Annotated in this window: 25 protein-coding genes and 1 riboswitch; of the genes, 13 read left to right on the top strand and 12 right to left on the bottom strand. The window is 65.2% G+C overall.

Annotated elements, in window-relative coordinates; translation table 11 throughout:
• The first annotated feature begins 104 nt into the window (after window positions 1-104).
• Window positions 105-374, top strand: coding sequence for a hypothetical protein (locus tag ACNI3R_RS10890; protein WP_426183128.1), 270 nt, complete (start codon window positions 105-107; stop codon window positions 372-374).
• A gap of 9 nt (window positions 375-383) precedes the next feature.
• On the opposite strand, the gene ACNI3R_RS10885 is transcribed toward ACNI3R_RS10890, so the two are convergent.
• The 3 genes from ACNI3R_RS10885 to ACNI3R_RS10875 are packed head-to-tail and all read right to left on the bottom strand — an operon-like array spanning window position 384 to window position 2565.
• A complete protein-coding gene (locus tag ACNI3R_RS10885) occupies window positions 384-1361 on the bottom strand; it encodes a quinone oxidoreductase family protein (protein WP_426183126.1) in 978 nt (325 codons plus the stop codon).
• A gap of 17 nt (window positions 1362-1378) precedes the next feature.
• On the bottom strand, window positions 1379-2077 hold the full coding sequence (locus tag ACNI3R_RS10880) for a dienelactone hydrolase family protein (RefSeq protein ID WP_426183124.1): 699 nt from the start codon (window positions 2075-2077) through the stop codon (window positions 1379-1381).
• On the bottom strand, window positions 2074-2565 hold the full coding sequence (locus ACNI3R_RS10875) for a methylated-DNA--[protein]-cysteine S-methyltransferase (RefSeq protein WP_426183122.1): 492 nt from the start codon (window positions 2563-2565) through the stop codon (window positions 2074-2076). Before ACNI3R_RS10875 ends, ACNI3R_RS10880 begins: the two co-directional genes overlap by 4 nt.
• 64 nt (window positions 2566-2629) lie before the next feature.
• Here ACNI3R_RS10875 and ACNI3R_RS10870 point away from each other — a divergent pair, with 64 nt between their 5' ends.
• The 6 genes from ACNI3R_RS10870 to ACNI3R_RS10845 are packed head-to-tail and all read left to right on the top strand — an operon-like array spanning window position 2630 to window position 8443.
• Window positions 2630-2872, top strand: a complete 243-nt coding sequence (locus ACNI3R_RS10870) for a DUF6489 family protein (protein ID WP_426183120.1) — start codon at window positions 2630-2632, stop codon at window positions 2870-2872.
• On the top strand, window positions 2862-4175 hold the full coding sequence (gene mnmE / locus ACNI3R_RS10865) for a tRNA uridine-5-carboxymethylaminomethyl(34) synthesis GTPase MnmE (protein ID WP_426183118.1): 1314 nt from the start codon (window positions 2862-2864) through the stop codon (window positions 4173-4175). The genes ACNI3R_RS10870 and mnmE overlap by 11 nt, the downstream gene beginning before the upstream one ends.
• A 56-nt stretch (window positions 4176-4231) precedes the next feature.
• The gene (gene mnmG, locus ACNI3R_RS10860) at window positions 4232-6106 is read left to right on the top strand and encodes a tRNA uridine-5-carboxymethylaminomethyl(34) synthesis enzyme MnmG (protein ID WP_426183116.1); all 1875 of its coding nucleotides are present in this window, start codon (window positions 4232-4234) and stop codon (window positions 6104-6106) included.
• Window positions 6103-6768 (top strand): 16S rRNA (guanine(527)-N(7))-methyltransferase RsmG, encoded by a 666-nt coding sequence (gene rsmG, locus ACNI3R_RS10855; protein ID WP_426183114.1) that lies wholly within the window; start codon window positions 6103-6105, stop codon window positions 6766-6768. The genes mnmG and rsmG overlap by 4 nt, the downstream gene beginning before the upstream one ends.
• A complete protein-coding gene (locus tag ACNI3R_RS10850; RefSeq protein WP_426183112.1) occupies window positions 6765-7544 on the top strand; it encodes a ParA family protein in 780 nt (259 codons plus the stop codon). Before rsmG ends, ACNI3R_RS10850 begins: the two co-directional genes overlap by 4 nt.
• Window positions 7541-8443 (top strand): ParB/RepB/Spo0J family partition protein, encoded by a 903-nt coding sequence (locus ACNI3R_RS10845; RefSeq protein ID WP_426183110.1) that lies wholly within the window; start codon window positions 7541-7543, stop codon window positions 8441-8443. Before ACNI3R_RS10850 ends, ACNI3R_RS10845 begins: the two co-directional genes overlap by 4 nt.
• Window positions 8444-8595: 152 nt before the next feature.
• On the opposite strand, the gene holA is transcribed toward ACNI3R_RS10845, so the two are convergent.
• From holA to ACNI3R_RS10825, 4 genes are read right to left on the bottom strand one after another with little or no spacing between them, the layout of a single operon-like run.
• Window positions 8596-9615 (bottom strand): DNA polymerase III subunit delta, encoded by a 1020-nt coding sequence (gene holA, locus ACNI3R_RS10840; protein WP_426183108.1) that lies wholly within the window; start codon window positions 9613-9615, stop codon window positions 8596-8598.
• Window positions 9612-10118 (bottom strand): LPS assembly lipoprotein LptE, encoded by a 507-nt coding sequence (lptE, locus tag ACNI3R_RS10835; protein WP_426183106.1) that lies wholly within the window; start codon window positions 10116-10118, stop codon window positions 9612-9614. The genes holA and lptE overlap by 4 nt, the downstream gene beginning before the upstream one ends.
• The gene (leuS, locus tag ACNI3R_RS10830) at window positions 10115-12622 is read right to left on the bottom strand and encodes a leucine--tRNA ligase (RefSeq protein ID WP_426183104.1); all 2508 of its coding nucleotides are present in this window, start codon (window positions 12620-12622) and stop codon (window positions 10115-10117) included. The genes lptE and leuS overlap by 4 nt, the downstream gene beginning before the upstream one ends.
• Before the next feature lie 19 nt (window positions 12623-12641).
• Window positions 12642-13085 carry a DUF3576 domain-containing protein gene (locus tag ACNI3R_RS10825; protein WP_426183102.1) on the bottom strand — a complete coding sequence of 148 codons (444 nt, stop codon included), beginning with the start codon at window positions 13083-13085 and terminating at the stop codon, window positions 12642-12644.
• Window positions 13086-13354: 269 nt separating this feature from the next.
• Between ACNI3R_RS10825 and ACNI3R_RS10820 the strand changes: the two genes are divergently transcribed.
• Window positions 13355-14092, top strand: a complete 738-nt coding sequence (locus ACNI3R_RS10820; RefSeq protein WP_426183100.1) for a porin — start codon at window positions 13355-13357, stop codon at window positions 14090-14092.
• Window positions 14093-14101: 9 nt separating this feature from the next.
• Here ACNI3R_RS10820 and ACNI3R_RS10815 read toward each other — a convergent pair whose 3' ends face one another.
• Window positions 14102-14662: a thiamine phosphate synthase gene (locus ACNI3R_RS10815; protein WP_426183146.1), complete on the bottom strand. Its 561-nt coding sequence runs from the start codon at window positions 14660-14662 to the stop codon at window positions 14102-14104.
• 22 nt (window positions 14663-14684) lie between these two features.
• Here ACNI3R_RS10815 and ACNI3R_RS10810 point away from each other — a divergent pair, with 22 nt between their 5' ends.
• Both ACNI3R_RS10810 and ACNI3R_RS10805 read left to right on the top strand, forming a co-directional pair.
• Window positions 14685-15377 (top strand): YggS family pyridoxal phosphate-dependent enzyme, encoded by a 693-nt coding sequence (locus ACNI3R_RS10810; protein ID WP_426183098.1) that lies wholly within the window; start codon window positions 14685-14687, stop codon window positions 15375-15377.
• Between the two features lie 49 nt (window positions 15378-15426).
• Window positions 15427-15507, top strand: a riboswitch (ZMP/ZTP riboswitch).
• Between the two features lie 15 nt (window positions 15508-15522).
• Window positions 15523-16032 (top strand): protein tyrosine phosphatase family protein, encoded by a 510-nt coding sequence (locus ACNI3R_RS10805; protein WP_426183096.1) that lies wholly within the window; start codon window positions 15523-15525, stop codon window positions 16030-16032.
• Between the two features lie 19 nt (window positions 16033-16051).
• On the opposite strand, the gene ACNI3R_RS10800 is transcribed toward ACNI3R_RS10805, so the two are convergent.
• From ACNI3R_RS10800 to hemE, 4 genes are all read right to left on the bottom strand, one after another.
• On the bottom strand, window positions 16052-16990 hold the full coding sequence (locus ACNI3R_RS10800; protein ID WP_426183094.1) for a cyclase family protein: 939 nt from the start codon (window positions 16988-16990) through the stop codon (window positions 16052-16054).
• A gap of 135 nt (window positions 16991-17125) precedes the next feature.
• Complete coding sequence (gene rho / locus ACNI3R_RS10795) at window positions 17126-18382, bottom strand: transcription termination factor Rho (RefSeq protein ID WP_165323420.1); 1257 nt, start codon at window positions 18380-18382, stop codon at window positions 17126-17128.
• A gap of 189 nt (window positions 18383-18571) precedes the next feature.
• A complete protein-coding gene (locus tag ACNI3R_RS10790; protein WP_426183092.1) occupies window positions 18572-19018 on the bottom strand; it encodes a CopD family protein in 447 nt (148 codons plus the stop codon).
• A gap of 11 nt (window positions 19019-19029) precedes the next feature.
• Window positions 19030-20064 (bottom strand): uroporphyrinogen decarboxylase, encoded by a 1035-nt coding sequence (hemE, locus tag ACNI3R_RS10785; protein ID WP_426183090.1) that lies wholly within the window; start codon window positions 20062-20064, stop codon window positions 19030-19032.
• A 324-nt stretch (window positions 20065-20388) separates the two neighbouring features.
• Between hemE and ACNI3R_RS10780 the strand changes: the two genes are divergently transcribed.
• The 3 genes from ACNI3R_RS10780 to aroE are packed head-to-tail and all read left to right on the top strand — an operon-like array spanning window position 20389 to window position 22690.
• Window positions 20389-21222, top strand: coding sequence for a pyruvate, water dikinase regulatory protein (locus ACNI3R_RS10780; protein ID WP_426183088.1), 834 nt, complete (start codon window positions 20389-20391; stop codon window positions 21220-21222).
• Window positions 21222-21827 carry a Maf family protein gene (locus tag ACNI3R_RS10775; RefSeq protein WP_426183086.1) on the top strand — a complete coding sequence of 202 codons (606 nt, stop codon included), beginning with the start codon at window positions 21222-21224 and terminating at the stop codon, window positions 21825-21827. Before ACNI3R_RS10780 ends, ACNI3R_RS10775 begins: the two co-directional genes overlap by 1 nt.
• Window positions 21824-22690, top strand: a complete 867-nt coding sequence (gene aroE / locus ACNI3R_RS10770; protein ID WP_426183084.1) for a shikimate dehydrogenase — start codon at window positions 21824-21826, stop codon at window positions 22688-22690. The genes ACNI3R_RS10775 and aroE overlap by 4 nt, the downstream gene beginning before the upstream one ends.
• Window positions 22691-22692 lie beyond the last annotated feature (2 nt).

Raw genomic sequence — 22692 nt, 5'->3', positions numbered from 1 at the left:
GAGCGATCCGTCCGATGCAATCGGAACGGATTTCGCCCTAGACGCGAAAGGCCCCACGATCAGCGGCCACGTCGGCCAACGCCGAATCCGGATCCTCGGGCGGGATGTATCATGATGAGCGGCTCGGCGCCGCGATCGGCCTTCATCTGGGCTATCTGTGCGATCGGCCCAAGCCTGTCTCGCGCTACATGCCCGCGGAATGCTTCAACTATGGCCGCTATGTCACAGCTGAGCTGATGGCGATGATTCAGGGTGTCGTCGATGAACGACTCGACATCAGCCTGCTCGTGACGCCCCAGCCTATGCAGCTGCGGCCCGGACGCCATGCTGACGCCGGCCCTGCCCCCGCGACGGAGCAGGGCCAGCCCAAATAGCGTGACCGCTCAGACGGTCAGGATCACCGATCCGGTGGTCGCGCGGCCTTCGAGCGCCCGGTGCGCATCGGCAGCCTCGGCCAGCGGCATGCGCAGGCCGATCTCCACCTTGACCCGCCCATCGGCGACCATGGCGAACAGCGCGGCGGCCGACGCCTCCAGTTCGGAGCGCTCGGTGATATAGTCATAGAGACGCGGCCGAACGACACTGAGCGAGCCGCGCTTGGCGAGTTCCAGTGGCGTGAAGGGGGCCACCGGTCCCGAGGCGTTACCGAAACTCACCATCAGCCCGCGCGGCCGGAGCGAATCGAGCGAGGCGGTCCAGCTGTCCGCGCCGACCCCGTCGAACACCACGTCGACGCCTTTGCCGCCATTCGCCGCCCGCACCGTGGCCGCAAGGTCCTCGAACGGGCAATCTATCGAGGTGCTTGCGCCGAGCGCGCTGGCGATGGCGGCCTTTTCCGCCGACCCGGCATGGGCGATGACCCGCACCCCGATGGCGCTGAGCCATTGGACGAGCATGCGACCGACGCCACCGGCAGCGGCCAGTACGAGCGCGCTCTGGCCGGGCTGGACATGGGCACATCCATTGACGAGACTCTCCACCGTCAGCCCCTTGAGCAGGATCGCGGCTGCGGTCTCGTCGTCGATCGTGTCGGGCAAAGCGAGAAGCCGGCTCGCATCGACATCCTGCCAGCTCGCATAGCTGCCGGGCGTGGCGATGGCGTAGCCCACCCGGTCACCGGCTTGCCAGCCACTGACGCCTTCGCCCACCGCCTCGACCACGCCAGCCGCCTCGACGCCGAGCCCGGCAGGGAGGGGCTGTGGGTACAGTCCCGTGCGGTGGTAGGTGTCGATGAAGTTCACCCCCACCGCATGGTGACGCACCCGGACCTTTCCAGGGGACAGGGCAATGGGTTCGAGCGCGACGGCTTCGATGACTTCGGGGCCGCCGAAAGCGGGGGCGACAAGGCGGAAATCGGACATGGGGGATCGACCCTTCTTCAGGCGAGATGGTCGGCGAAGAAGGCCTCGGTCCGGCCATCGGCCAGCTGGGCCGCCTCCTCGACCCGGCGATTGCCCATCGTCGCCGCGAAACCGTGGTCGACCCCTTCATAGTCCCACAGCGTGACCTTCGGATGGTCGTCCAGACCGGCATGCATGCGGGCCTGCGCATCCTTGGGCACGAAGCCATCGTCCACCGCGATATGCTGCGCGTGCGGATGGGCGATGGCATGCGCCTCGCCCAGCAACCCATCGATCCCGACACCATAATAGCCCACGCTCGCATCGATATCGGTCCGCGCAGCGGTCATGAAGGCCAGGCGGCCCCCGAGGCAATAGCCCACCGCGCCGACCTTCTTGCCGCCGACCATGCGGCGCGCTTCGCGGATGGTGGCCTCTATATCGCGAATGCCCGCTTCCTGATCGAACTTGCCGAACAGACCGAAGGCCTCCTGCAGTTCCGGCTCGACATCGGGATCGAGCTCGATGCCCGGACGAATCCGCCAGAAAAGATCGGGCGCGATGGCGAGATAACCGAGCTTCGCCCAGGCATCGCATTTGATGCGGATGCCTTCATTGACGCCGAAAATCTCCTGAATGACGATGATCGCGGCCTTCGGCTCCGATGTGGGCTGCGACGTGTAAGCGAGAAATTCCTCGTCCCCGGCCAGCGCCTTGATCTCGGTATAGCTCTTCACAGCAGTCCTCCTCGTCTCTCATGCTCGAGCAGCCACAGCTTGGTGGCTACCCCATCGCCGGCCGAATAATGGCCGATCGCGCCGCCATTCCCTAGCACCCGATGGCAGGGAACGACGATGGGAAAAGGGTTGCGGGCGCAGGCTTGACCGATGGCCCGGGGGCTGGACGCGGCGAGCCGCGCGACCCCGCCATAGCTGAGCGATGCGCCATATGGGATGGCGGTGATCGCCTGTCGCAGGACGTCACCCCTGGCCGTCGTGGCGGGTGCAAGGGGCAGCTCGAAGTCCTCGCAGGCACCGTCGAAATAGGCCCGGAGCTGTGCCGCTGCGCGTCCCGCGGGCGAGGCTGGATCGATCCTCTCGATCGCCAGACCGCCCGTCTCGCCGCCCGTCTCGCAGCCGATGACGATGCGATGCACATAGCGCTCGTCACCTTCGATCAGGATCGATCCGAGCGGAGAAGCCAATAGAGTGGAGAGGATGGTCATGGACATGCGCCTGCGGAGACTCTAGCCATGGATACCGACGTTTCAATGACCCTTGGAGCCGCGCATGAAGATCACCGTCGACGTCGATTGCACGCCGGAGGAAGCGCGCCGTTTCATGGGCCTTCCCGACCTGTCCGTCGTTCACGACGTCTATATCGACAAGATGAAGAAGATGATCGAGGAAGGCATAACGCCCGATGCGGTCGATCAGATGATGCGCAACTGGATGCCGATGGGTGAGGCAGGAATGAACATATGGCGATCGATGTTCGACCAGATCGGCCGCACCGGCAGTGGTGGAAAATAGCCCGCAATACGCCGCAGACGCCGCGACCATCTTCGCCCTGTCGAGCGGGTCGCCACCCGCCGGCGTAGCTCTGATCCGTGTCAGCGGCCCTCGGGCGGGTGACGCGATGGACGCCCTGCTCGGCGGACGACCGAGGCCTGCCCCAAGACGCGCCTCGCTCCGGTCGATCGTCGACCCGGTCGACCATCACCCACTGGATCAGGCCCTGCTGCTCTGGTTTCCCGGTCCCGCCAGCGCCACCGGTGAGGATATGGCGGAGTTTCACGTTCATGGGGGCAGGGCTGTCGTAACCGCCGTTCTGCGATCGCTCAGCGAGCAGCCGGGCCTGCGCGCGGCGGAAGCCGGCGAGTTCACCCGGCGCGCCTTCGCCAATGGACGCATCGATCTCACCGAAGCCGAAGCACTGGGTGACCTGCTGACAGCCGAGACCGAAACCCAGCGGCGGAACGCGCTTGCGCTGGCAGATGGGGCGCTGAGCCGCAAGCTCGCCGCCTGGCTGGACCATATTCTCCTTCTGTCTGCGCGCGTCGAAGCGGTGCTCGATTTCGAAGATGAGGCGGATGTCCCGGATCTCGGAGACGCTTTTACGACAGAGCTTGAGCACATCGCGAAGGATGTGGCGGGTTGGTGCGGTCGGCCGGCGGTAGAGCGCCTTCGCGACGGTATCCGGGTCGTCCTAGCCGGGCCGCCCAATGCGGGCAAATCCACTTTGCTCAATGCGCTCGCCGGACGTGAAGCGGCAATCGTGACGCCACTCGCCGGGACCACGCGCGACCTCGTCGAGGTCCCGGTGTCAATCGGGGGCATAGCCTTCCTCCTCACCGACACCGCCGGCCTGCATGAGGCGGCTGCAGATGCGGTAGAGGAGATCGGAATCGAGCGTGCCCGTCAGGCTATGGCGCGAGCAGATATTCTGCTTTGGCTCGGCCCGCCAGACGAAGCGCCGGCGGGCGCACTGCGGATTGCCGCGCGGTCCGACGAGACGGGCTTCGCACCTCCGGACGCAGCGGATCTCATTCTGTCTGCGCGGACGGGGGAGGGCATGGAGCGACTGGTGGCGGTGCTGGGGGAGCGAGCGGCCACGCTCCTGCCCCGCGAGGATGAGGTGGCGCTTTCCCGGCGGCAGAGAGACGGCATCGAACATCTGGCGGTGATGCTCGGTCTGGCGGGGGCGGAGCAAGATCCGTTGCTCGTGGCCGAGGCGCTGCGCATGGCCCGCGCTGCGATCGATCGGCTCACCGGCCGCGCCGGAACCGAGGACATGCTCGACACGCTGTTCGGGCGTTTTTGCATCGGCAAATAGGCTGTTCCACGTGGAACGCTTTTGACTTGCCAGCGGCGCTGCGATAGCGCGGCGGCATGCTCTTAGCGGATCAGAAGGACCGGTTCGACGTCATTGTCGTCGGTGGCGGACATGCGGGGTGCGAGGCTGCCGCAGCCGCAGCGCGCATGGGTGCATCCGTCGCATTGGTGAGCATGCGACGCGACATGATCGGTGCCATGTCGTGCAATCCGGCGATCGGTGGCCTCGGCAAGGGTCATCTCGTCCGCGAGGTCGACGCCTGCGACGGCATCATCGCCAGGGCTGCAGATCGAGCGGCGATTCACTACCGCATGCTCAACAGCAGCAAGGGGTCGGCTGTTCAAGGCCCACGTATTCAGGCCGATCGCCAGCTGTTTCGGACAGCGGTGCGGGATCTGCTCGCCCAACTCGAGACGCTTCACATCATCGAGGGATCGGTCGAGTCGCTGATCCTCAGCGATGTTCCACGTGAAACATGCGGTGTGAAGCTGGCCGACGGACGGGCGCTTCATGCGCGGTCCGTAGTCCTGGCGACGGGGACATTCCTCAACGCCAAGCTTCACTTCGGCATGACCAATTGTGCTGGTGGACGGGTAGGGGAGGGCGCCGCCCTGGGCCTCGCGGAACAGCTGCGGGCTCTCGATCTTCCGCTGGGCCGGCTGAAAACAGGGACACCTCCGCGCCTCGACGGCCGCACGATCGACTGGGCCGGGCTCGACCGCCAGCCATCCGACGATGAGGATTGGACCTTCTCACCGCTTCACGGGGCGCGCTCGGTACCGCAACTCGCCTGCGCGATCACGCGGACAAACCAGCGGACCCATGATATCATCCGCAACAGCCTCGATCGCTCGCCGCTCTTCTCCGGGGTCATCGAGGGAACCGGGCCGCGCTATTGTCCCTCGATCGAGGACAAGGTTCACCGCTTCGGCGACCGGGACGGACACCAGATCTTCCTCGAACCTGAGGGTCTTGGCGATCATCTGATCTACCCGAACGGCGTCTCGACGTCGCTTCCCGAGGACGTCCAGCTCGCGATGCTGCGTACGGTGGGCGGGTTGGAACGGGTCGAGATCGCTCAACCCGGCTATGCGGTGGAATATGACTATATCGATCCGCGCAGCCTGACAGCAGGTCTCGCGCTACGCGCCTTGCCGGGGCTGTTCTGTGCTGGCCAGATCAACGGCACCACCGGTTATGAGGAGGCCGCTGCGCAGGGCCTCGTCGCCGGATTAAATGCGGCGGCCTTCGCCGCCGGTTCACCGCCGGTCCTGTTCGATCGTGCCTCCAGCTATATCGGCGTCATGGTGGACGACCTCACGCTGCAGGGTGTGTCCGAACCTTATCGCATGCTCACCGCGCGCGCCGAGTACCGCCTCCGGCTCCGGGCCGATAATGCGGCGACCCGCTTGACGGGGTGGGCCGAGGCTTTGAGCGCTGTCGGCTCAGAGCGCAGGGCCTGGTTTGCTGAACGCGAAGCGGCGCGCATGCTCGGTCGAAGCCAGTTGGACAGCTTGACCGTCACGGCCCATCAACTGATCGAAGCTGGCTCTCCTGTTGCAGCCGATCACAGCAAGCGGAGCCTCGCCGAGTGGCTGCGCTACCCGGATGTCCGTGACGAGCACGTCGCAGCGCTGATACCGGGCTGGCGGGAGATCGCTCCGCCGGTTCGTGCCGAACTGATCGAGGATTGCCGCTACGCGCCTTACCTCGAACGGCAGGACGAGGAGATCGCCCGTCTCAAGCGCGACCAGACTCTCTCGCTCATGGCGATCGACAGCTATAGCCATGTCGCCGGTCTTTCGAACGAGATGATCGAACGGCTCGATGCCGCCCGCCCGGACGATCTTGCCGCTGCGGGCCGGATCCGCGGTATCACTCCTGCGGCGCTGGCGGCAATCATGGTCTATGCGCGGAAGCTCGCGGCATGACCGAGGACGACGCCCGCGCGGCGATCGCCAGCACTGTTCCACGTGAAACAGTCGAGAAGCTCGACCAGCTGATCGCCCTCGTAACGGATGAAATGGGCCGGCAGAATCTGATCGCGGCGTCGACCGTGGATCATATCTGGGTGCGACATATTTTGGATTCCACGCAGCTGTTGCCGCTCGCGCCCGAGAGCGCGTCGAAGTGGATCGACCTCGGTTCGGGCGCCGGCTTCCCCGGCATGGTGATCGCACTGCTGCGCGACAATATGACAGTGACGCTCGTCGAATCGCGCCGGAAGCGAATCGACTTTCTGAGCTTCATGGCCGAACAGCTCGGGATCGCCGATCGGGTCCACGTGGCCGGCGCGCGACTGGAAACACTCGAGCCATCACCCTATGACGTCATCAGCGCCCGGGCCTTCGCACCTCTCGATCGGCTGCTGCCTCTGGCCCAGCCTTTCGCTGGGGAGGAAACGGTCTGGCTGCTGCCAAAAGGACGCAGCGCCGCTTCCGAACTGGAAGCCGTCACAGGAACATGGCAGGGTGAGTTCAGCATCGTTCCGAGCATCACCGATCCCGAAGCCTCGATCATCGTGGCGTCGAAAGTGTCTGCGGCACGGGGCGCCTCGCTGAAGTCCAAGCCTCGATCAAAGGGACGAACATGATCCGGATCGCCATAGCGAACCAGAAGGGCGGGGTGGGAAAGACCACCACGGCGATCAATCTCGCCACCGCTCTTGCCGCCACCGGATGGCGGGTCCTGCTCGTCGACTTCGATCCGCAGGGCAATGCGTCCACCGGCCTGGGCATCGATCGAGCGGCCCGCGACCACAGCAGCTACGAGTTGCTCCGTCGCGACTGCACGCTCGGCGAGGCCGTCGTGCCGACGCAGATCCCGCGGCTCGACATCGTACCGGCGACGGTCGACCTCAGCGGCGCCGAGATCGAGCTGATCGAAGTCGAGAAGCGCACCCATCGTCTGCATGACGCACTCGCCCAGGACGAGAATCGCTGGGATGTCTGCCTGATCGACTGCCCCCCGTCGCTCGGCCTGCTGACGGTCAACGCTCTGGTCGCCGCCAACATGATGCTCGTTCCGCTGCAATGCGAGTTCTTTGCGCTGGAGGGCTTGAGCCAGCTGCTCCAGACGATCGAGCGGGTCCGCGCGCGCTTCAACCCGCAGCTCTCCATCCTCGGCGTGGCGCTGACGATGTACGACCGTCGCAACCGGCTGTCCGAACAGGTCGCCGCAGATGTTCGCAGCGTCCTCGGCGACGTCGTGTTCGAGACCGTCATTCCGCGCAATGTGCGGCTGTCCGAAGCGCCCAGCCATGGCGTGCCCGCCCTCATCTACGATCATCGCTGTCCCGGATCGGAGGCCTATATCTCGCTCGCCCGTGAATGCATCACTCGTCTGACGCGCAAGGCACAGGCCGCATGAGCGCCGACGCCCCCCGCCGTGGTCTGGGACGCGGCCTGTCCGCTCTGCTCGGCGAAGTCGCGTCGGAACAGCCGCTGGCGCCCGGCGCGCCGCGCCCTGCCGGCATCCAGATGCTCTCGGTCGCCGCGATCGCGCCCAATCCCGATCAGCCGCGCCGACATTTCGACGAAGAGGCTCTGGCCGATCTCGCCAGTTCGCTCGCCGAGCGGGGGCTGCTGCAGCCAATCGTGGTGCGACCGCACCCGTCGAGCGGGGGCTATCAAATCATCGCCGGCGAGCGCCGCTGGCGCGCGGCGCAGCGGGCGCGGATTCACGAGGTGCCGGCGATCGTCCGCGAGCTGTCGGACAGCGAGACGCTCGAACTCGCGATCGTCGAGAATGTGCAGCGGCAGGATCTCAATGCGATCGAGGAAGCCGAAGCCTATCAAAGGCTTGTGACCGATTTCGGCCACACGCAGGAAGCACTGGGCAAGCTGGTCGGCAAATCGCGCAGCCATGTCGCCAATCTGCTGCGCCTGCTCGACCTGCCGCAAAGCGTCCGCTCGTTGCTGGCAGACGGTCGCCTCAGCATGGGTCATGCCCGCGCGCTGATTACCTCGCCCGATGCCGAGATGCTCGCCGAACAGGTGGTCAGCCAGGACCTGTCGGTCCGCGACACCGAAGCGCTGGCCAAGAAGGCGCGGCCGGCAGCAAAGGGCGATGGCCGCTCGGCTCCCGCTGCCGCCGCGCAACCGGCCGCCGATGCCGATATCCAGGCGCTCGAACGCCAGATCGGCGACATATTGGGCCTCAAGGTTCAGATCGAACATACGGAGAAGGGCGGGAAAGTGACGATCGCCTATTCGACGCTCGACCAGCTCGACCTCGTATGCCAGCGGTTGAGCGGAGAACCGATCTGAACAGGCTCAGACGGCGTCATAACGGCCTGTTCGCACAAAATGCGAAGTTTTCGAAAAGCTGCGAAGTTGCAAAATGATCTTTAAGTGAAATTGCGAAGACGATTCCGCAGATTGTTTGAGACCAGGCTTAACGATCTGAAACCAGGCCCTTATCACCGACGCGCAGCAGCCGCCCGTGCTATGGTCAGCAGTTCCTCGGTCACCAGCACCATGCCCGCCGAACCCGAACGCTTATAGGCCCGCTCCAGCCCCGCCAGACGCTCGGTGGCCGCTGCGATCCGCTCGGGCGACCAGCGCTGAAGAAGCCCGGCTACGGTCTTCTGTTCCTTCCAGAAGATCGCCTTGCCACTGCCGGCCATGACCGCGTCGATGGTCCGCCCCTGAGCGACTTCGGCCCGAAGCGGGGTGATCAAGGCCAATTTGCGGAGCACGGCCCGCACCACGCCAATCGCTTCGGTCGGGCCGATCAGGGCGAGCTCGGCTGCTGCGATATCGGGCCTTCCGCCCATCACCGCATCGACGATGGCCGCCACGTCGCTTTCGTCATTCTCTGCACCGATCGCGGCAAGCGCATCAGCGTCGAGCTCCTTGGGGCTCTCGGGGCTGGCATCGAGATAGAGCGCGATCTTCTCGACTTCGCGCTGGATCAGGCCCCGGTCGGCATTGGTCGCGGCCACCAGCGACTGCGCCATACGCGGATCGAGCCGCAGGCCCAGTTCGCGGGCCATCTCGACCGCCACCTGGTCCGCCTGACGGCCCTCGGGCAGATAGGAGGCGAAGGCGAGCGCCTGCGGGGAGGCAAGAGCGGCCTTGACCAGCTTGGCATCCTTGCGGAGGTTCCCCGCCACGACGACCACCGGATTGCCGGCAGACGTCGCCTCCAGCAGCGCCTCGACTGCATCGATGATCTCGTCGCCGGCCGGATCGACGCGGATATGACGCGCTCCACCGAACAGCGAAATCGACGCCGCCTCGTCCGCGAGACGCGCGGGGTCATCCTTGATCTGGCTGCCGGTCAGATCGATCCGTTCGGCATCGGCGCCCATCGCCTTGTCGAGCCGCGCCGCGAGCGCGCGTGAGCCCGACTCATCTGGCCCGTAGAGCAGGAACAGCCGGACGGACGGGTCCCCCTTGTCGAGGGCCCGCGCGATCTGGCCAGCGTCGGCTTTCACCGGTTCGTGCTGCGGCCGGCATAGGTGGCGACACGCGCCACGATCTGGTCGGCCAGCCGGTCTGCCATGCGTTCGAGCGCGGTCTGCTCGGCCGCCAGCGTCGCATAATCGGACTGGGTCACGTCGATGCCCGCGTCGGCCGCCGCCGTCTGGTCGAGCAGCACCGAGCCGGTCGCCGCGTCGATCAGCCGATAGCGCGCCCGCAAGGTACGCCGCTCACGGCTGATCGTATTGTCCAGACGGGTACCGAAACCGGTGATGTCGTCGTCGAGTTCGACTTCGAGCTTGTAGCGCGCGGCAGACTCGCCCTGACGGTGCATCCGGTCGTTGAGCGTATTCCGAACCAGCCAGCCACTCTGCCCGCCGATCGCCGACACCTCGACCGAGGACAGGGCGCTCGCCACGCCGCCGGCCCCGCCGTCGACATAGAGCGGCCGCAGGCTGCAGGCGGAAAGGCCGGCGACCAGCGCAAATGCCAGGCCGAGGCGGGCGAGGGGCCTCATGCGACGATGTTCACGAGGCGGTCGGGAACCACGATCACCTTCTTGGGCTCGGCGCCTTCCAGAAGCTTCACGATCTTCTCCGACTGCAGCGCCAGGCTCTGCAACGCGTCCCTGGACATCCCCTTGGGCGCCGTCAGCGTGTCGCGCAGCTTGCCGTTGACCTGAACCGCGATCGTGACCTCATCGTCGACGAGCAGCGCAGGATCATGATCGGGCCACGCCGCATCGGCGACCAGACCCTCTTCGCCAAGCCGTGCCCAAGCCTCCTCGGCCAGATGCGGCACCATCGGCGCGATCAGACGGACGAGGGTCCGCGCTGCGGTCGCCCGGCTTGCCGAAGGCGGAGCCTTCTCGATCGCATTGGCAAGCTCGTGAACCTTGGCGACGGCGCGGTTGAAGCCCAGCGCCTCGATATCGGTCGCGATTCCGGCGATGGCACGGTGCAACTTGCGGTCGAGATCCTTGTCCTCGCCCTCCGCCGCCTCGGCGACATCGGTCATTCGCCACAGCCGGTTGACGAAGCGCCAGCAGCCCTCGATGCCGCTTTCGGTCCATTCGAGGTCGCGCTCGGGCGGGCTGTCGGACAGCATGAACCAGCGAACCGCGTCCGCGCCATATTGCTCGACGATGGGCCCCGGATCGACGACGTTCTTCTTGGACTTCGACATCTTCTCGATGCGTCCGACCGTTGCCGGCTCGCCGGTCGCCACAACGACCCCGTTGGAAACCTCCTCCGGGCTCAGCCACTGACCGTCAGGGCTCTTGTAGGTCTCGTGCGTGACCATCCCCTGAGTGAACAGCCCGGTGAAGGGCTCCTTGACCGACAGCTTGCCGATCCGCTCGAGCGCCCGCGTCCAGAAGCGGGCGTAGAGCAGGTGCAGGATCGCATGCTCGACCCCGCCGATATATTGCCCGACCGGCAGCCATTGCTCGGCCACCGCGCGGTCGAACGGCTGATCGCCCGGGGCGCTGGCGAAGCGGATGAAATACCAGCTGGAGTCGACGAAGGTGTCGAGCGTGTCGGTCTCGCGCCGCGCGGGCTTGCCGCAGGACGGGCAGTCGACATGCTTCCAGCTCGGATGGCGATCGAGCGGATTGCCGGGAATGTCGAAGCTGACATCCTCGGGCAGCACCACCGGCAGCTGTTCGCGCGGAACCGGAACTGCGCCGCAATCCTGGCAGTGGATGATCGGGATCGGCGTACCCCAGTAACGCTGCCGGGAGACGCCCCAGTCGCGCAGGCGCCACACCGTCGTGCCTTGGCCCCAGCCTTCGCTCTCGCCGCGTGCGATGACGGCGGCCTTGGCTTCTTCCACCGACAGGCCGTCGAGGAAGGCGGAATTGACGATCCGGCCGGGCCCGACATAAGCCTCGTCACCGATCGGCGCGTCGGCCTCCTCGGGTGTCGGCGCGACGACGCGCTTGACGGGCAGCGCATATTTGCGGGCGAAGTCCAGATCGCGCTGGTCGTGCGCCGGACAGGCGTAGATCGCCCCCGTTCCATATTCCATCAGCACGAAGTTCGCGACGAACACCGGCAGCTTCCACGTCGGATCGAGCGGATGCGCTACCGTCAGGCCGGTATCATAGCCCTTCTTCTCGGCGGTCTCGATCTCGGCCGCTGCGGTGCCCGTCCGCTTGCAATCGGCGATGAACGCCTGCAGCGCTTCGTCATCCGCCGCCAGCGCCTGCGCGATCGGATGATCGGGAGCAACCGCCGCGAAGCTGGCGCCGAACAGTGTGTCGGGCCGGGTCGTGAACACCTCGAAGCCGTCGATCTCGCCGACCGGCCGATCGAGGGTGAAGCGGAAGCGCATGCCCTGCGACTTGCCGATCCAGTTCTCCTGCATCGTCCGGACCTTTTCGGGCCACTGGTCGAGCGTTTTCAGGCCATCGAGCAGCTCGTCGGCAAAGTCGGTGATCTTGAGGAACCACTGGCTGAGCTTACGCCGTTCGACCAGCGCCCCCGAGCGCCAGCCCCGGCCGTCGATCACCTGTTCATTGGCGAGCACGGTCATGTCGACCGGATCCCAGTTGACCGCCGACTCCTTGCGATAGACCAGCCCTGCCGCGAACAGTTCGAGGAACAGTGCCTGCTCCTGGCCATAATAGTCCGGCTCGCAGGTGGCGAGTTCGCGGCTCCAGTCGAGCGCGAAGCCGATCCGCTTCAGCTGCTCGCGCATGGCCGCGATATTGGCGCGGGTCCAGTCGCCCGGATGGACCTTCTTCTCCATCGCGGCATTTTCGGCCGGCATGCCGAAGGCGTCCCATCCCATCGGATGGAGCACTTCATAGCCCTTCATCCGGCGGAAGCGGGCGAGCACGTCGCCCATGGTGTAATTGCGCACATGGCCCATATGGATGCGCCCCGACGGATAGGGGAACATCTCGAGGACATAGCTTTTGGGCCGCTCGCTGTCGTCGCGGGCCTGAAAGGTCTGCCGGTCTTCCCAGACGCGCTGCCAGTGCGCGTCGGCCTTCAAATGGTTGAAACGCGCGTTCACTTGATCTTTCGCTTCTTGTTCAGCCGGCGACGGTCGCGCGGCGCAGGTCTCGGGCCTTGGTCAGGATGATATCTTCAAGCTTCTGCGCGGTCGCGGCCTGTACCGACGTGTCGACCCAGCTGCCGTTCGACAGCACCTGGCGCTGGGGCGCGACGCGGACGGCATCGGCGCGCAGATCGGCGTCGAGGATGGTCACGGTCACCTTCATCCGTTCGGCGGGCTGGTTAGGATTCACATACCAGTCGGTGACGATGACGCCGCCATTGGAATCCGCCTGCAGCAGCGGCATGAAGCTGAGCGCCTCGAGCGAGGCCTTCCACAAATAGGTGTTGATCCCGATCGTGGTGGTCTTGGCCGCCGCAACATCGGACGCGAGCTGCGCCTTGTTGCGTCCACCTCCGCAGGCCGCCAGCGAGACGACGAGGGCAAGGGCGATCGCGGTACGGCAGGGGCGACGGATCATGTCAGGCAAGTCCTTGAGGCTCGAAAAGGCGTTGCGCGCCGTTATAGACACATGCCCCCACCGGGCAACATGTCTTTGCCCCGCGAGGCAGGGTCCACGTTGCTCCGGACGCACGGTTAGATTCATCGATCTGAAACACATATGCCTCTACAGGCGTTCGGCGGTTGTGGAGTCTGTGCAACAGGGACGGACTTTCGCCGCAGCCGGCTGGCATCGACTCCGATCGAGTGCTAACCGACTGGTATAGAGAAAAGTCCGGATTTGGCAGGATGATGGTCAAGGGGGTCACGGCAAGGATGATGGGGACGGCGCTGCTCGCGTCGCTGGCCCTGTCTGTGCCGGTCGCAGCCGCCAAGACTCCCGCCGCGCCGAAGGTCAAGGTCGACCGCAAGAAGGCACGCGGTATCGGCTTCTTCACCCCCGCTGCGTCCGATCCTCGCCAGGCCGCACTGTTCGATCGCGTCGGCGGCAGCTTCGCCGAACCCAGCTTCCGCTTCACTCCCTCGGGTGGCAATGGCAAGCGCGCGGTAACGGTAGCCATCCGCGCCCGCTCGTCCAAGCCGGGTACCTCGAGCACCACCATGCTCGCCGGATCGACGATCAGCATTCCGAACACCACAGCGCTCAACATGGGCCTGGCACCCACGGCCTACAGCCTTGGCGCATCCGTGGGCTGGAAGCATTTCACCCTGTCGGGCGACTTCGCACGCATCGACGGGGGCACCATTGCCGATACCCGTCAGATGGCGGATATCGGCGTGAGCTACTCGCGCTCCAAATGGAGCACTCGACTGCTGTTCGGGACCGAAAAGGCGACCGGCGCGACCAATCTCGGCGGACCCGAAGAGGCCCTCTCGGTCGATCTGGGTGGCTCTTTCTCGCTCACCAAGAATCTGGAGCTCTCGGGTGGCGTTCGCTACAAGAGCCAGCGTGACCACAGCGACCTGACCAGCGACCAGCGTCGCGACAGCCAGTCGGTCTACGTCGGAACCGCCTTCCGCTTCTGATCGCCGGCGTCAGGCTTGCTTTCGCCCGGACGCCCGACCGCCCCAGGCATCGATCGCCGCCCAACCCTGTGCGCCGAGCAAGCGCGCATGGCGCCCACGTCGAGCCGTCATGCCCCCCAGAGCGATCACCGGCAGACGCGTCGCGCGCAGGAGCGCGGCAAAGCGCATCCGGCCAAGACCCGACGCTCCGGGATGGGAGCGTGTCGCATAGAGCGGGGAGAGGAGGAGCGCGGTGGCGCCCGATCGCTCCGCCGCCCGTATCTCGCGCCGATCATGCACCGGCGAAGTCCCGAAGCGCGGCGCATGCGGCTGACGGTGATGGGCTCCGTCTGCCCCCCAGCGCAGAGCCATATGCTCGTCTCCTGCCAGCAACAGGACCAGCCCTCGTCGTCGAGTCCGCCGGCGGACGGCATCAAATAGCCGCCGACGCTCGGCAACCGGCAGGCTATAGTGTCGGAAGATTACGCCCGAACCGCGCGGCAGCCGGTCGATCGCATCGAACAGCCTTTCGCCGAGCCGTTCGTCGGTCATCAGCCACAGATGCGGCAGCACAGGCTGGCGGGGCGTCATCGGCGCTTCTATAGCGGAGCCCATGCCCGAGATCGACACCACCACCACCACCCTTCCTTTTCCAGCGCAGCAACGGATCGACGCCATCCTGTCCCGGATCGCCCATGCCGCTGCACTGGCCGACAGGACAGCGAGCGAGATCGAGCTGATCGCGGTCTCGAAAACCAAGCCCGCAGCGGCGATCGCCCCCCTGATCGATGCCGGTCACCGGTCCTTCGGCGAGAACCGCGTGCAGGAGGCCGAGGAAAAATGGCCCGATCTCTGCCACGTCGACGGGCTGAAGCTCCATCTCATCGGCAAGCTCCAATCGAACAAGGCCGAGCAGGCCGTCGCCCTGTTCGATGCGATCCATTCGGTCGACCGCCCCTCGCTGATCGAGGCACTGGCCAAGGCGATGGATCGGCAGGGTCGACGGCCCGACTGCTTCGTCCAGGTCAATATCGGCGAGGAAGACCAGAAGGGCGGTTGCGCCATCGCCGATCTGCCCGCCACCCTCGTGCGGGCCCGCGACGCTGGTCTCCCCATCGTCGGACTGATGGCGGTGCCTCCGCTCGACGTCGAACCTGCGCCCTATTTCGCGCTGCTCGCCAAGCTGGCGGCCCGGCACGAGCTTGTCGGCCTCAGCATGGGGATGTCGTCGGATTTCGAGACCGCGATCATGCTCGGCGCAACCCATGTCCGGATCGGCACGGCCCTGTTCGGAGAGCGCGGCTGAGTTTTTTGTCTTGGTCAGCTGGCCATGCAAAAGCCGGTCTGGCATGTTCCGTCGACCGCGTGACTGGCGACGAGGATGGATCACCATCGGGGAGCGCGGGCTGAGTCCGCCGCTCGCCTGGGCACCATCGCAAGGAGTGATGCCCATGACGCGCCCTTCACATGTCGAAGATCCTGTTTCGATCCGCGCCTGGCGGCGTCTCGACGATCGCCTGACGACCTCCGGTCAGCCCACTGAAGAGCAGCTGAATCTGCTGGCAGCTATCGGCGTTTCCGACGTCATCAACCTGGCCCTGCACAGCCATGAAGACGCGCTCGTCGACGAAGCCGCAAGCGTGGCGACGCTCGGCATGCGCTATGTTCATATTCCCGTCGACTTCGCCGCACCCACAGACAGGGATTTCGATCATTTCATGGCTGCGCTCGATAGTCTCCACGGCCGCAACGTTCATGTCCATTGCATCCTGAACGCCCGCGTCTCGGCCTTCTTCTACCGGCGGGAGCTGGTGCTGGGCAAAGATGTCGCCGAGGCTGCTGCACGGCTTGATAGCATCTGGCGTCCCGGCGGTGTCTGGGCGGTCTTCGTCGGCCGAGCCAAAGACGAAGCTCTCCCGCATCGCTTCGCAGGGCAGGACTATACCCCGCTGACGAGATGATTACCCGCGACTGCGCCGCCTATTTGATCGCCTGCGGATTGACCGGTGACCCGAAACCACCCGTCACGGGCAAGGGCGGCGCGGACAGCAGGAAATCATATTGCCTGTCGGCCGCACAATCGGCTGCCAGCGCTTCGAGATTGAAGATTTCGCCCAGCGGCATGCCCATGTCGCGCAGCGCCAGCATGTGGACGGGCAAGGGGACATCATAGCGCGGATCGGGTTCGATCCCCAACGCCTCGACCGCCATATTGTCGGCGGCCACCGCAGCGACATCATGGTCGTGCAGCCATTCGACGACATCGGCACCGAGCCCTGCCTGCGCACCATGGAAGGCATGCGCGTCGCCGGTATCCGTGAACAGCCGGATCATGCCGGTGCGCACGAGGATGATATCGCCCTTCTCGATGCGGACCCCCGCCGCTTCGCAGGCCGCATTCATGTCGTCGGGGGTGATGACATAGGTGCGCGGCAGCATGTCCATGCCCTTGAGCCGGGCGATGTCGAGCAGGACGCCACGCGAACTGATTCCCGGCAGTGCCAGATGCTCGATGCCGCAGCGATGCGCACCGTGCCGTGCATCGACATGGCTGCGCGCGTCCAGGCCATTATAGAGCTGCCCGCCATAATGCATGTGGGCGAAGGCGTCCCATTGGGTCGACGCCTGCAAGCACATATGAATGACGTCGTCGCAATATTGGACATCGCTGCCCTCCGCGATCGGCGTGAACAGCTCGGTGACATATTTGACGGGGTTCGACCGGAATGTCCCGATCTGCGGGCCGTTCGAGTCACAGTTCAGTCCGAGTGCGAACAGCTTGCCCTGACGAACGGCACCTGCTCCGCGACGAAGCGCTTCGGGACCGATATGGTTGAGCGTCCCGCGCTCGTCCTCCGGCCCCCAACGGCCCCAGTTGCGAAGCCTTTCGGCCAGTCTGTCCCAGGCCTCGGTCGCCATGCCTCGCTCTCCTCTCCCCGGTCCCGTTCGATGGGACTCCCGACCGCGATCTTCACGCCCTGCTGCCTCAGAGGCAAGCGCGATAGATCTCTGTCGGTGGCAGAAGGAGGGAGGGCCGCGCCGAGCGACCCCGGCTCAGGAGTTCATCGAGTCGAAGAAATCCTCGTTGGTCTTCGAATCCTTCATCTTGTCGAGAAGGAACTCCATCGCGTCGATCGTGCCCATCTGCATCAGGATGCGGCGCAGGACCCACATCTTCGACAGCTTGCCCTTGTCGACCAGCAGCTCTTCCTTGCGGGTGCCCGACTTGCCGACGTCCATCGCCGGGAAGATGCGCTTGTCGGCGACCTTGCGATCGAGGACGATTTCGGAGTTACCGGTGCCCTTGAACTCTTCGAAGATCACTTCGTCCATGCGGCTGCCGGTATCGATCAGTGCGGTGGCGATGATCGAGAGAGAACCGCCTTCCTCGATATTGCGGGCGGCACCGAAGAAGCGCTTGGGACGCTGCAGTGCATTGGCATCGACACCGCCGGTCAGCACCTTGCCCGACGACGGTACGACGGTGTTGTAGGCCCGACCCAGGCGGGTGATCGAGTCGAGCAGGATCACGACATCCTTCTTATGCTCGACGAGGCGCTTGGCCTTCTCGATCACCATTTCGGCAACCTGGACGTGGCGCTGGGCCGGCTCGTCGAAGGTCGAGGAGATGACTTCGCCCTTCACCGAACGCTGCATGTCGGTGACTTCCTCGGGGCGTTCGTCGATCAGCAGGACGATCAGGAACACCTCGGGGTGGTTATCGGTGATCGCCTTGGCGATGTTCTGGAGCAGCACGGTCTTGCCGACGCGCGGCGGCGCGACGATCAGCGCGCGCTGGCCTTTGCCTTGGGGGGCGATGATGTCGATCACCCGCGACGACTTGTCCTTGACGGTCGGATCGAGCGTGTCGAGCGTCAGCTTCTGCTCGGGATAGAGCGGCGTCAGATTGTCGAAATTGACGCGGTGGCGGACGACATCGGGATCGTCGAAGTTGATCGAGATCAGCCGGGTCAGCGCGAAATAGCGCTCGCCGTCCTTGGGCGCACGGATCTCGCCCTCGACCGTGTCGCCGGTGCGGAGACCGAATTTGCGGACCTGGTTCGGCGAGACATAGATATCGTCGGGACCCGCGAGATAATTGGCCTCAGGGCTGCGCAGAAAGCCGAAACCGTCGGGGAGCACCTCGATCGTGCCCTCGCCCATGATCTGCTCGCCATTCTCGGCCTCGACCTTGAGGATGCCGAACATCAGGTCCTGCTTGCGCATCGTCGACGCGCCCTCGACGCCCAGCTCTTCCGCCATGGTGACGAGATCGGCGGGGCTCTTCTTCTTGAGGTCCTTCAGGTGCATCGACGGAATCCTGAGTCTTTGGGCGTAGAATGGGAGAATCGGCGGCGGCGATGGAGAGGGCCGCTTCGGCTCTGGACAGGAGAAAGGCTTTCCGCTCGGACGGCGGTGCTGTTCTAAAGGCCGACCTAAGCGTGGCCGCGCGTCAAGTCAAGCACCCGACCGTCGGGGAAGACGGCGGGTCCTCCCGGCTCAGAAGGGGCGGACGATCACCAGGATGACGATGATCGCGGTAGCGATCCCAGGAATCTCGTTCATGAGGCGCAGCGCCTTGTCGGATGGCGCGCGATGGCCGGCTGCCATCTTCTTGCCATAGCCGATCGCCCAGCCATGAAATCCCGAAAGCAGGATCACCGTCGCGAATTTCGCGTGGAACCAGGCCGTGCTCCACAGACCCTGGTCGAAGGCGAGCATCAGCCCGAACAGCCAGACGAGGATCATCGCCGGATTCAGGATGATCGACCGCAGCCGCCGCTCGCGTTCGATCCAGGCCTGATCCTCCATCGAGCCCGGTGCTGCGGCATGATGATAGATGAAGAAGCGCGGAAGCATGAAGAGCCCCGCCATCCAGAAGATCACGAAGATCAGATGGGCGGATTTGACCCAGAGATAGGCATTGCCGAGAAAGCCGAGCAGCATGGTTGTGTCCCTTACCCTCTGATCCGTGCCAGCAGCCGTTCGACATGCGCGATCGGCGTGTCGAGCTGGATGCCATGACCGAGATTGAACACATGCGGCCGATGGGGGAAAGCTGCCCTAACGGCATCCACCGCCGCATCGAGCGCCTCGCCCCCGGCAATGAGCAGGAGCGGATCGAGATTGCCCTGTACCGGAAGGCCCTCGGGCAAAGCCTGATCGGCCCAGACCGGATCCACCGTCTCGTCGAGGCCGACCGCATCGACTCCCGTTTCACGGGCATAGGCCGGCAGCTTTCCGCCAGCCCCCTTGGGGAAGCCGATGATCGGCGTTCCCGGGTGACGCGCATGAAGCCGGCGGACGATCTCGGCAGTGGGTGCGACCACCCAGCGCTCGAACTCGCGCGGTGCCAGGCTGCCCGACCAGCTGTCGAACAGCTGCACGGCATCGACGCCGGATTCGATCTGACGCGACAGATAGTCGGTCGTTGCCTCGATGAGCCTGTCGATGATCGCGGCGAAGGCGGAGGGATCGCGATAGGCGAAGCGCCGAGCCTCGGCCTGCTCCTTGCTGCCCTGACCCGCAACCATATAGGTCGCGACCGTCCAGGGACTGCCGGCAAAGCCGAGGAAGGTCGTCTCAGCGGGCAAAGCCTTCCGCACCCGTTCAATCGTGCCGTAGATCGGCAGCAGCCGCTCAGGAGCTGCTGTCAGCGCGTCCAGCGTCGTGTCGAGCAGGGTCGGCGACAGGCGGGGCCCTTCGCCGGCTGTGAATCGCAGATCCTGTCCCAGGGCATGGGGAATGACCAGAATGTCGGAAAACAGGATCGCGCCGTCGAATCCGAAACGGCGGATCGGCTGCAGCGTGATCTCCGCCGCGGCGTCGCTGTCATAGGCGAGCGCGAGGAATCCGCCCTTGCTGGCGCGCAGTTCGCGATACTCCGGCAGATAGCGCCCCGCCTGCCGCATCAGCCAGACCGGTGGCGGGTCACGACGTTCGCCGCGCAGCACGGAGAGCAGGGGGCGCGTTTCGGCAGGCTGGGCGGCCATCTTATTACTTTCTGATTCTTTTAAAGAGAAATTGAAGCTGTTGTAGGGGCGTGTGAACCGGGGTTTATTCACAACCGGTGCAATTGCCAACAGCTTGACTCACAGGGACTCGCGCCGAGTCCGCGAGTCATTCGCGCCATGCCCGTTATCCACAGGCAGTGCCGGGATTGTCGATGCTGTGGATGAATCCAGGGACGATCGGCCGGTCAGCGGGGATGAAAGCAGCGCTTGAAAGCGTGCCCAGCCTTCCGCTAGCCCGATCCTCATGCTTTTCCACAGAACCGTCCCCGATCATGTCCGCTTCGCTTCGGGGCAGTGCGGATCATGATCCGCCTTCATCTCCATCTCCTGTCGGATTCGACCGGCGAGACGCTCGAGAACATCGCCAAGGCGGGGCTCGCCCAGTTCGAGGGGGTCGAGACGATCAAGCATTTCTGGCCGATGGTCCGCAGCCAGGGCCATCTCGACCGGATACTCCTCGAAATCGCCCAGCGCCCGGGGCTGGTGATCTTCACCCTGGTCAACAACGACATCCGCAAACGGCTGGAATCGCGCTGCCACGCCCTCGGCCTGCCGAGCGTCTCGGCCCTCGACCCGGTGATCGAGGCGCTGTCGCAGCTGCTGGGGCAGGAGGCGCTCGCCCGGCCGGGGCGCCAGCACATGCTCGATGCCGCCTATTTCGCGCGCGTCGAAGCGATCCAGTACACGATCGCGCATGACGACGGCCTGATCCCCGAGGATTGGGAAGAGGCCGACATCATCCTGACCGGCGTATCGCGATCGTCGAAGACGCCGACCTCGATCTATCTCGCCAATCGCGGCTACAAGGTCGCGAATGTCCCGCTGGTCGTCGAATCCCCACCGCCACGCTCGCTCTATTCGCTCGTCCATCCGCTGGTCGTCGGGCTGACCACCAGCCCCGATCGGTTGATCCAGATCCGCCGCAACCGGCTGCTGTCGCTCAACCAGTCGCCCGAGACGGCCTATGTCGATCATGAGAAGGTCGTCGCGGAACTGGCCTTTGCCCGGCGCATCTTCTCCGATCAGGGATGGCCGGTGATCGACGTCACCCGGCGATCGATCGAGGAGACCGCAGCCGCCATCATCAATCTCGCCAATGATCGCGCAGCGAAGCGCAACCAGGGGAAGGACAGCTGATGGTCCCACCCCGCCTGATCCTCGCCTCTCAATCGAGCTCGCGCCGTGCGATGCTGTCCGCAGCCGGCGTCGACTTCGAAGCGATGGCCGCCGGCGTCGACGAGGAGGCGATGAAAGACGGGCTGCGAGCCGAAGCTATCTCGCCGCGCAACCTTGCCGACGCCCTGGCAGAGTTCAAGGCGATGCGGCTGTCGCAGCGCTTTCCCGACGCGCTGGTGCTCGGCTGTGACTCCACGGTCGCGTTCGACGATGATGCCATGATCGACAAGGCTGGCAGCCGCGACGAACAACGCGATCTGCTGCTGCGTCTTTCCGGACAGCGGCATCGGCTGTGGAGCGCTGTGGTGATCTGCGAGGGAGGACGCCCCATCTGGCGGCATGTGGATGTCGCTGCCCTTCACATGCGCCCGCTCGGCGAGGCATTCATCGATGCCTATCTGGATGCCGAATGGCCCGAGATCGGCCACTGCGTCGGCGGCTACCGCCTCGAAGGGCGCGGGGCCCAGCTCTTCGCGCGGATCGAGGGAAGCCAGTTCACCATATTGGGCCTGCCGCTGCTGCCGCTGCTCGACTATCTGCGGACACGGGGAGTCCTGCCGTCATGACCGACGACGTATCGAACCTGCCCTATGCCGAGGTGATCGGCGATCCGATCGCCCATTCCAAATCGCCGATGATTCACAGACATTGGCTGCAACAAGCTGGAATCGCAGCCGATTATCGTGCATCTCACATTCGGTCGGAAGATCTTCAGAGCTTTTTCGAACAGCGGCGCGCCGATCCGCTGTGGCGCGGCTGCAACGTCACCATCCCGCACAAGCAGGCAGTGATGCCGTTTCTGGATGAATTAGACCCGGCGGCCCAGCGCATCGGCGCGGTCAACACGATCGTCCCGCGCGAAGGGCGGCTGATCGGCCATAACAGCGACTATGCGGGATTCCTCGAACCGCTCCAGCCCTTGCTCGCGCAGCAGCATCTGTTCCGCATGGCGCGAATCTTCGGGACCGGCGGCGCCGCGAAGGCGGTCGCGATCGCCCTCCACGATCAGGGCTTCACCTGCGTCATCATCGCCCGCGATCTCGACAAGGCCCGTGCGCTGCGCGAGGCGTTCGAGCCCGACGACCGGCTGGTCGCACCGATCGACATCTTCGCCCAACCCACCGATTTCCCGTTCGACGACCGCCAAGGCATATTGGATGTCGTGGTCAACACGACCTCGCTCGGCATGAAGGGGCAGCCGCCGTTGCAGCTCGACTTCAGCCACGTTCCGCCCAATGCGGTGATCTACGATATCGTCTATGCCCCGCTCGAAACGCCGCTGCTCGCCGAAGCGCGGGCGCGGGGGCTCCGCACGGTCGACGGGCTGCGCATGCTGGTCGGGCAGGCGGCGGTCGCCTTCGAGCATTTCTTCGGCGTGCCCGCGCCGCGCGGCGCCGATGAGGATCTGCGCCGGCAATTGCTCGCCTGAGC

Origin of the sequence: Rhizorhabdus antheiae (assembly GCF_049889055.1) — a bacterium.
In the GTDB taxonomy this organism is placed as follows: Bacteria; Pseudomonadota; Alphaproteobacteria; order Sphingomonadales; family Sphingomonadaceae; genus Rhizorhabdus.
Note: the sequence above shows the minus strand (reverse complement) of the source record. Positions and strands in the feature narration are given on the sequence as shown.

Coding starts and splice junctions, on each gene's coding strand:
- ACNI3R_RS10780 (WP_426183088.1), top strand. CDS start 20,389: ATGATCCGCCTTCATCTCCATCTCCTGTCGGATTCGACCGGCGAGACG.
- ACNI3R_RS10845 (WP_426183110.1), top strand. CDS start 7,541: ATGAGCGCCGACGCCCCCCGCCGTGGTCTGGGACGCGGCCTGTCCGCT.
- ACNI3R_RS10790 (WP_426183092.1), bottom strand. CDS start 19,018: ATGCTGCTCGGCTTTCTCGGCAATGCCTATCTCTGGGTCAAATCCGCC.
- ACNI3R_RS10885 (WP_426183126.1), bottom strand. CDS start 1,361: ATGTCCGATTTCCGCCTTGTCGCCCCCGCTTTCGGCGGCCCCGAAGTC.
- ACNI3R_RS10775 (WP_426183086.1), top strand. CDS start 21,222: ATGGTCCCACCCCGCCTGATCCTCGCCTCTCAATCGAGCTCGCGCCGT.
- ACNI3R_RS10820 (WP_426183100.1), top strand. CDS start 13,355: ATGATGGTCAAGGGGGTCACGGCAAGGATGATGGGGACGGCGCTGCTC.
- ACNI3R_RS10850 (WP_426183112.1), top strand. CDS start 6,765: ATGATCCGGATCGCCATAGCGAACCAGAAGGGCGGGGTGGGAAAGACC.
- ACNI3R_RS10870 (WP_426183120.1), top strand. CDS start 2,630: ATGAAGATCACCGTCGACGTCGATTGCACGCCGGAGGAAGCGCGCCGT.
- ACNI3R_RS10890 (WP_426183128.1), top strand. CDS start 105: ATGTATCATGATGAGCGGCTCGGCGCCGCGATCGGCCTTCATCTGGGC.
- hemE (WP_426183090.1), bottom strand. CDS start 20,064: ATGGCCGCCCAGCCTGCCGAAACGCGCCCCCTGCTCTCCGTGCTGCGC.
- ACNI3R_RS10875 (WP_426183122.1), bottom strand. CDS start 2,565: ATGACCATCCTCTCCACTCTATTGGCTTCTCCGCTCGGATCGATCCTG.
- aroE (WP_426183084.1), top strand. CDS start 21,824: ATGACCGACGACGTATCGAACCTGCCCTATGCCGAGGTGATCGGCGAT.
- mnmG (WP_426183116.1), top strand. CDS start 4,232: ATGCTCTTAGCGGATCAGAAGGACCGGTTCGACGTCATTGTCGTCGGT.
- ACNI3R_RS10800 (WP_426183094.1), bottom strand. CDS start 16,990: ATGGCGACCGAGGCCTGGGACAGACTGGCCGAAAGGCTTCGCAACTGG.
- lptE (WP_426183106.1), bottom strand. CDS start 10,118: ATGAGGCCCCTCGCCCGCCTCGGCCTGGCATTTGCGCTGGTCGCCGGC.
- ACNI3R_RS10810 (WP_426183098.1), top strand. CDS start 14,685: ATGCCCGAGATCGACACCACCACCACCACCCTTCCTTTTCCAGCGCAG.
- rho (WP_165323420.1), bottom strand. CDS start 18,382: ATGCACCTGAAGGACCTCAAGAAGAAGAGCCCCGCCGATCTCGTCACC.
- ACNI3R_RS10825 (WP_426183102.1), bottom strand. CDS start 13,085: ATGATCCGTCGCCCCTGCCGTACCGCGATCGCCCTTGCCCTCGTCGTC.
- ACNI3R_RS10815 (WP_426183146.1), bottom strand. CDS start 14,662: ATGACGCCCCGCCAGCCTGTGCTGCCGCATCTGTGGCTGATGACCGAC.
- ACNI3R_RS10805 (WP_426183096.1), top strand. CDS start 15,523: ATGACGCGCCCTTCACATGTCGAAGATCCTGTTTCGATCCGCGCCTGG.
- rsmG (WP_426183114.1), top strand. CDS start 6,103: ATGACCGAGGACGACGCCCGCGCGGCGATCGCCAGCACTGTTCCACGT.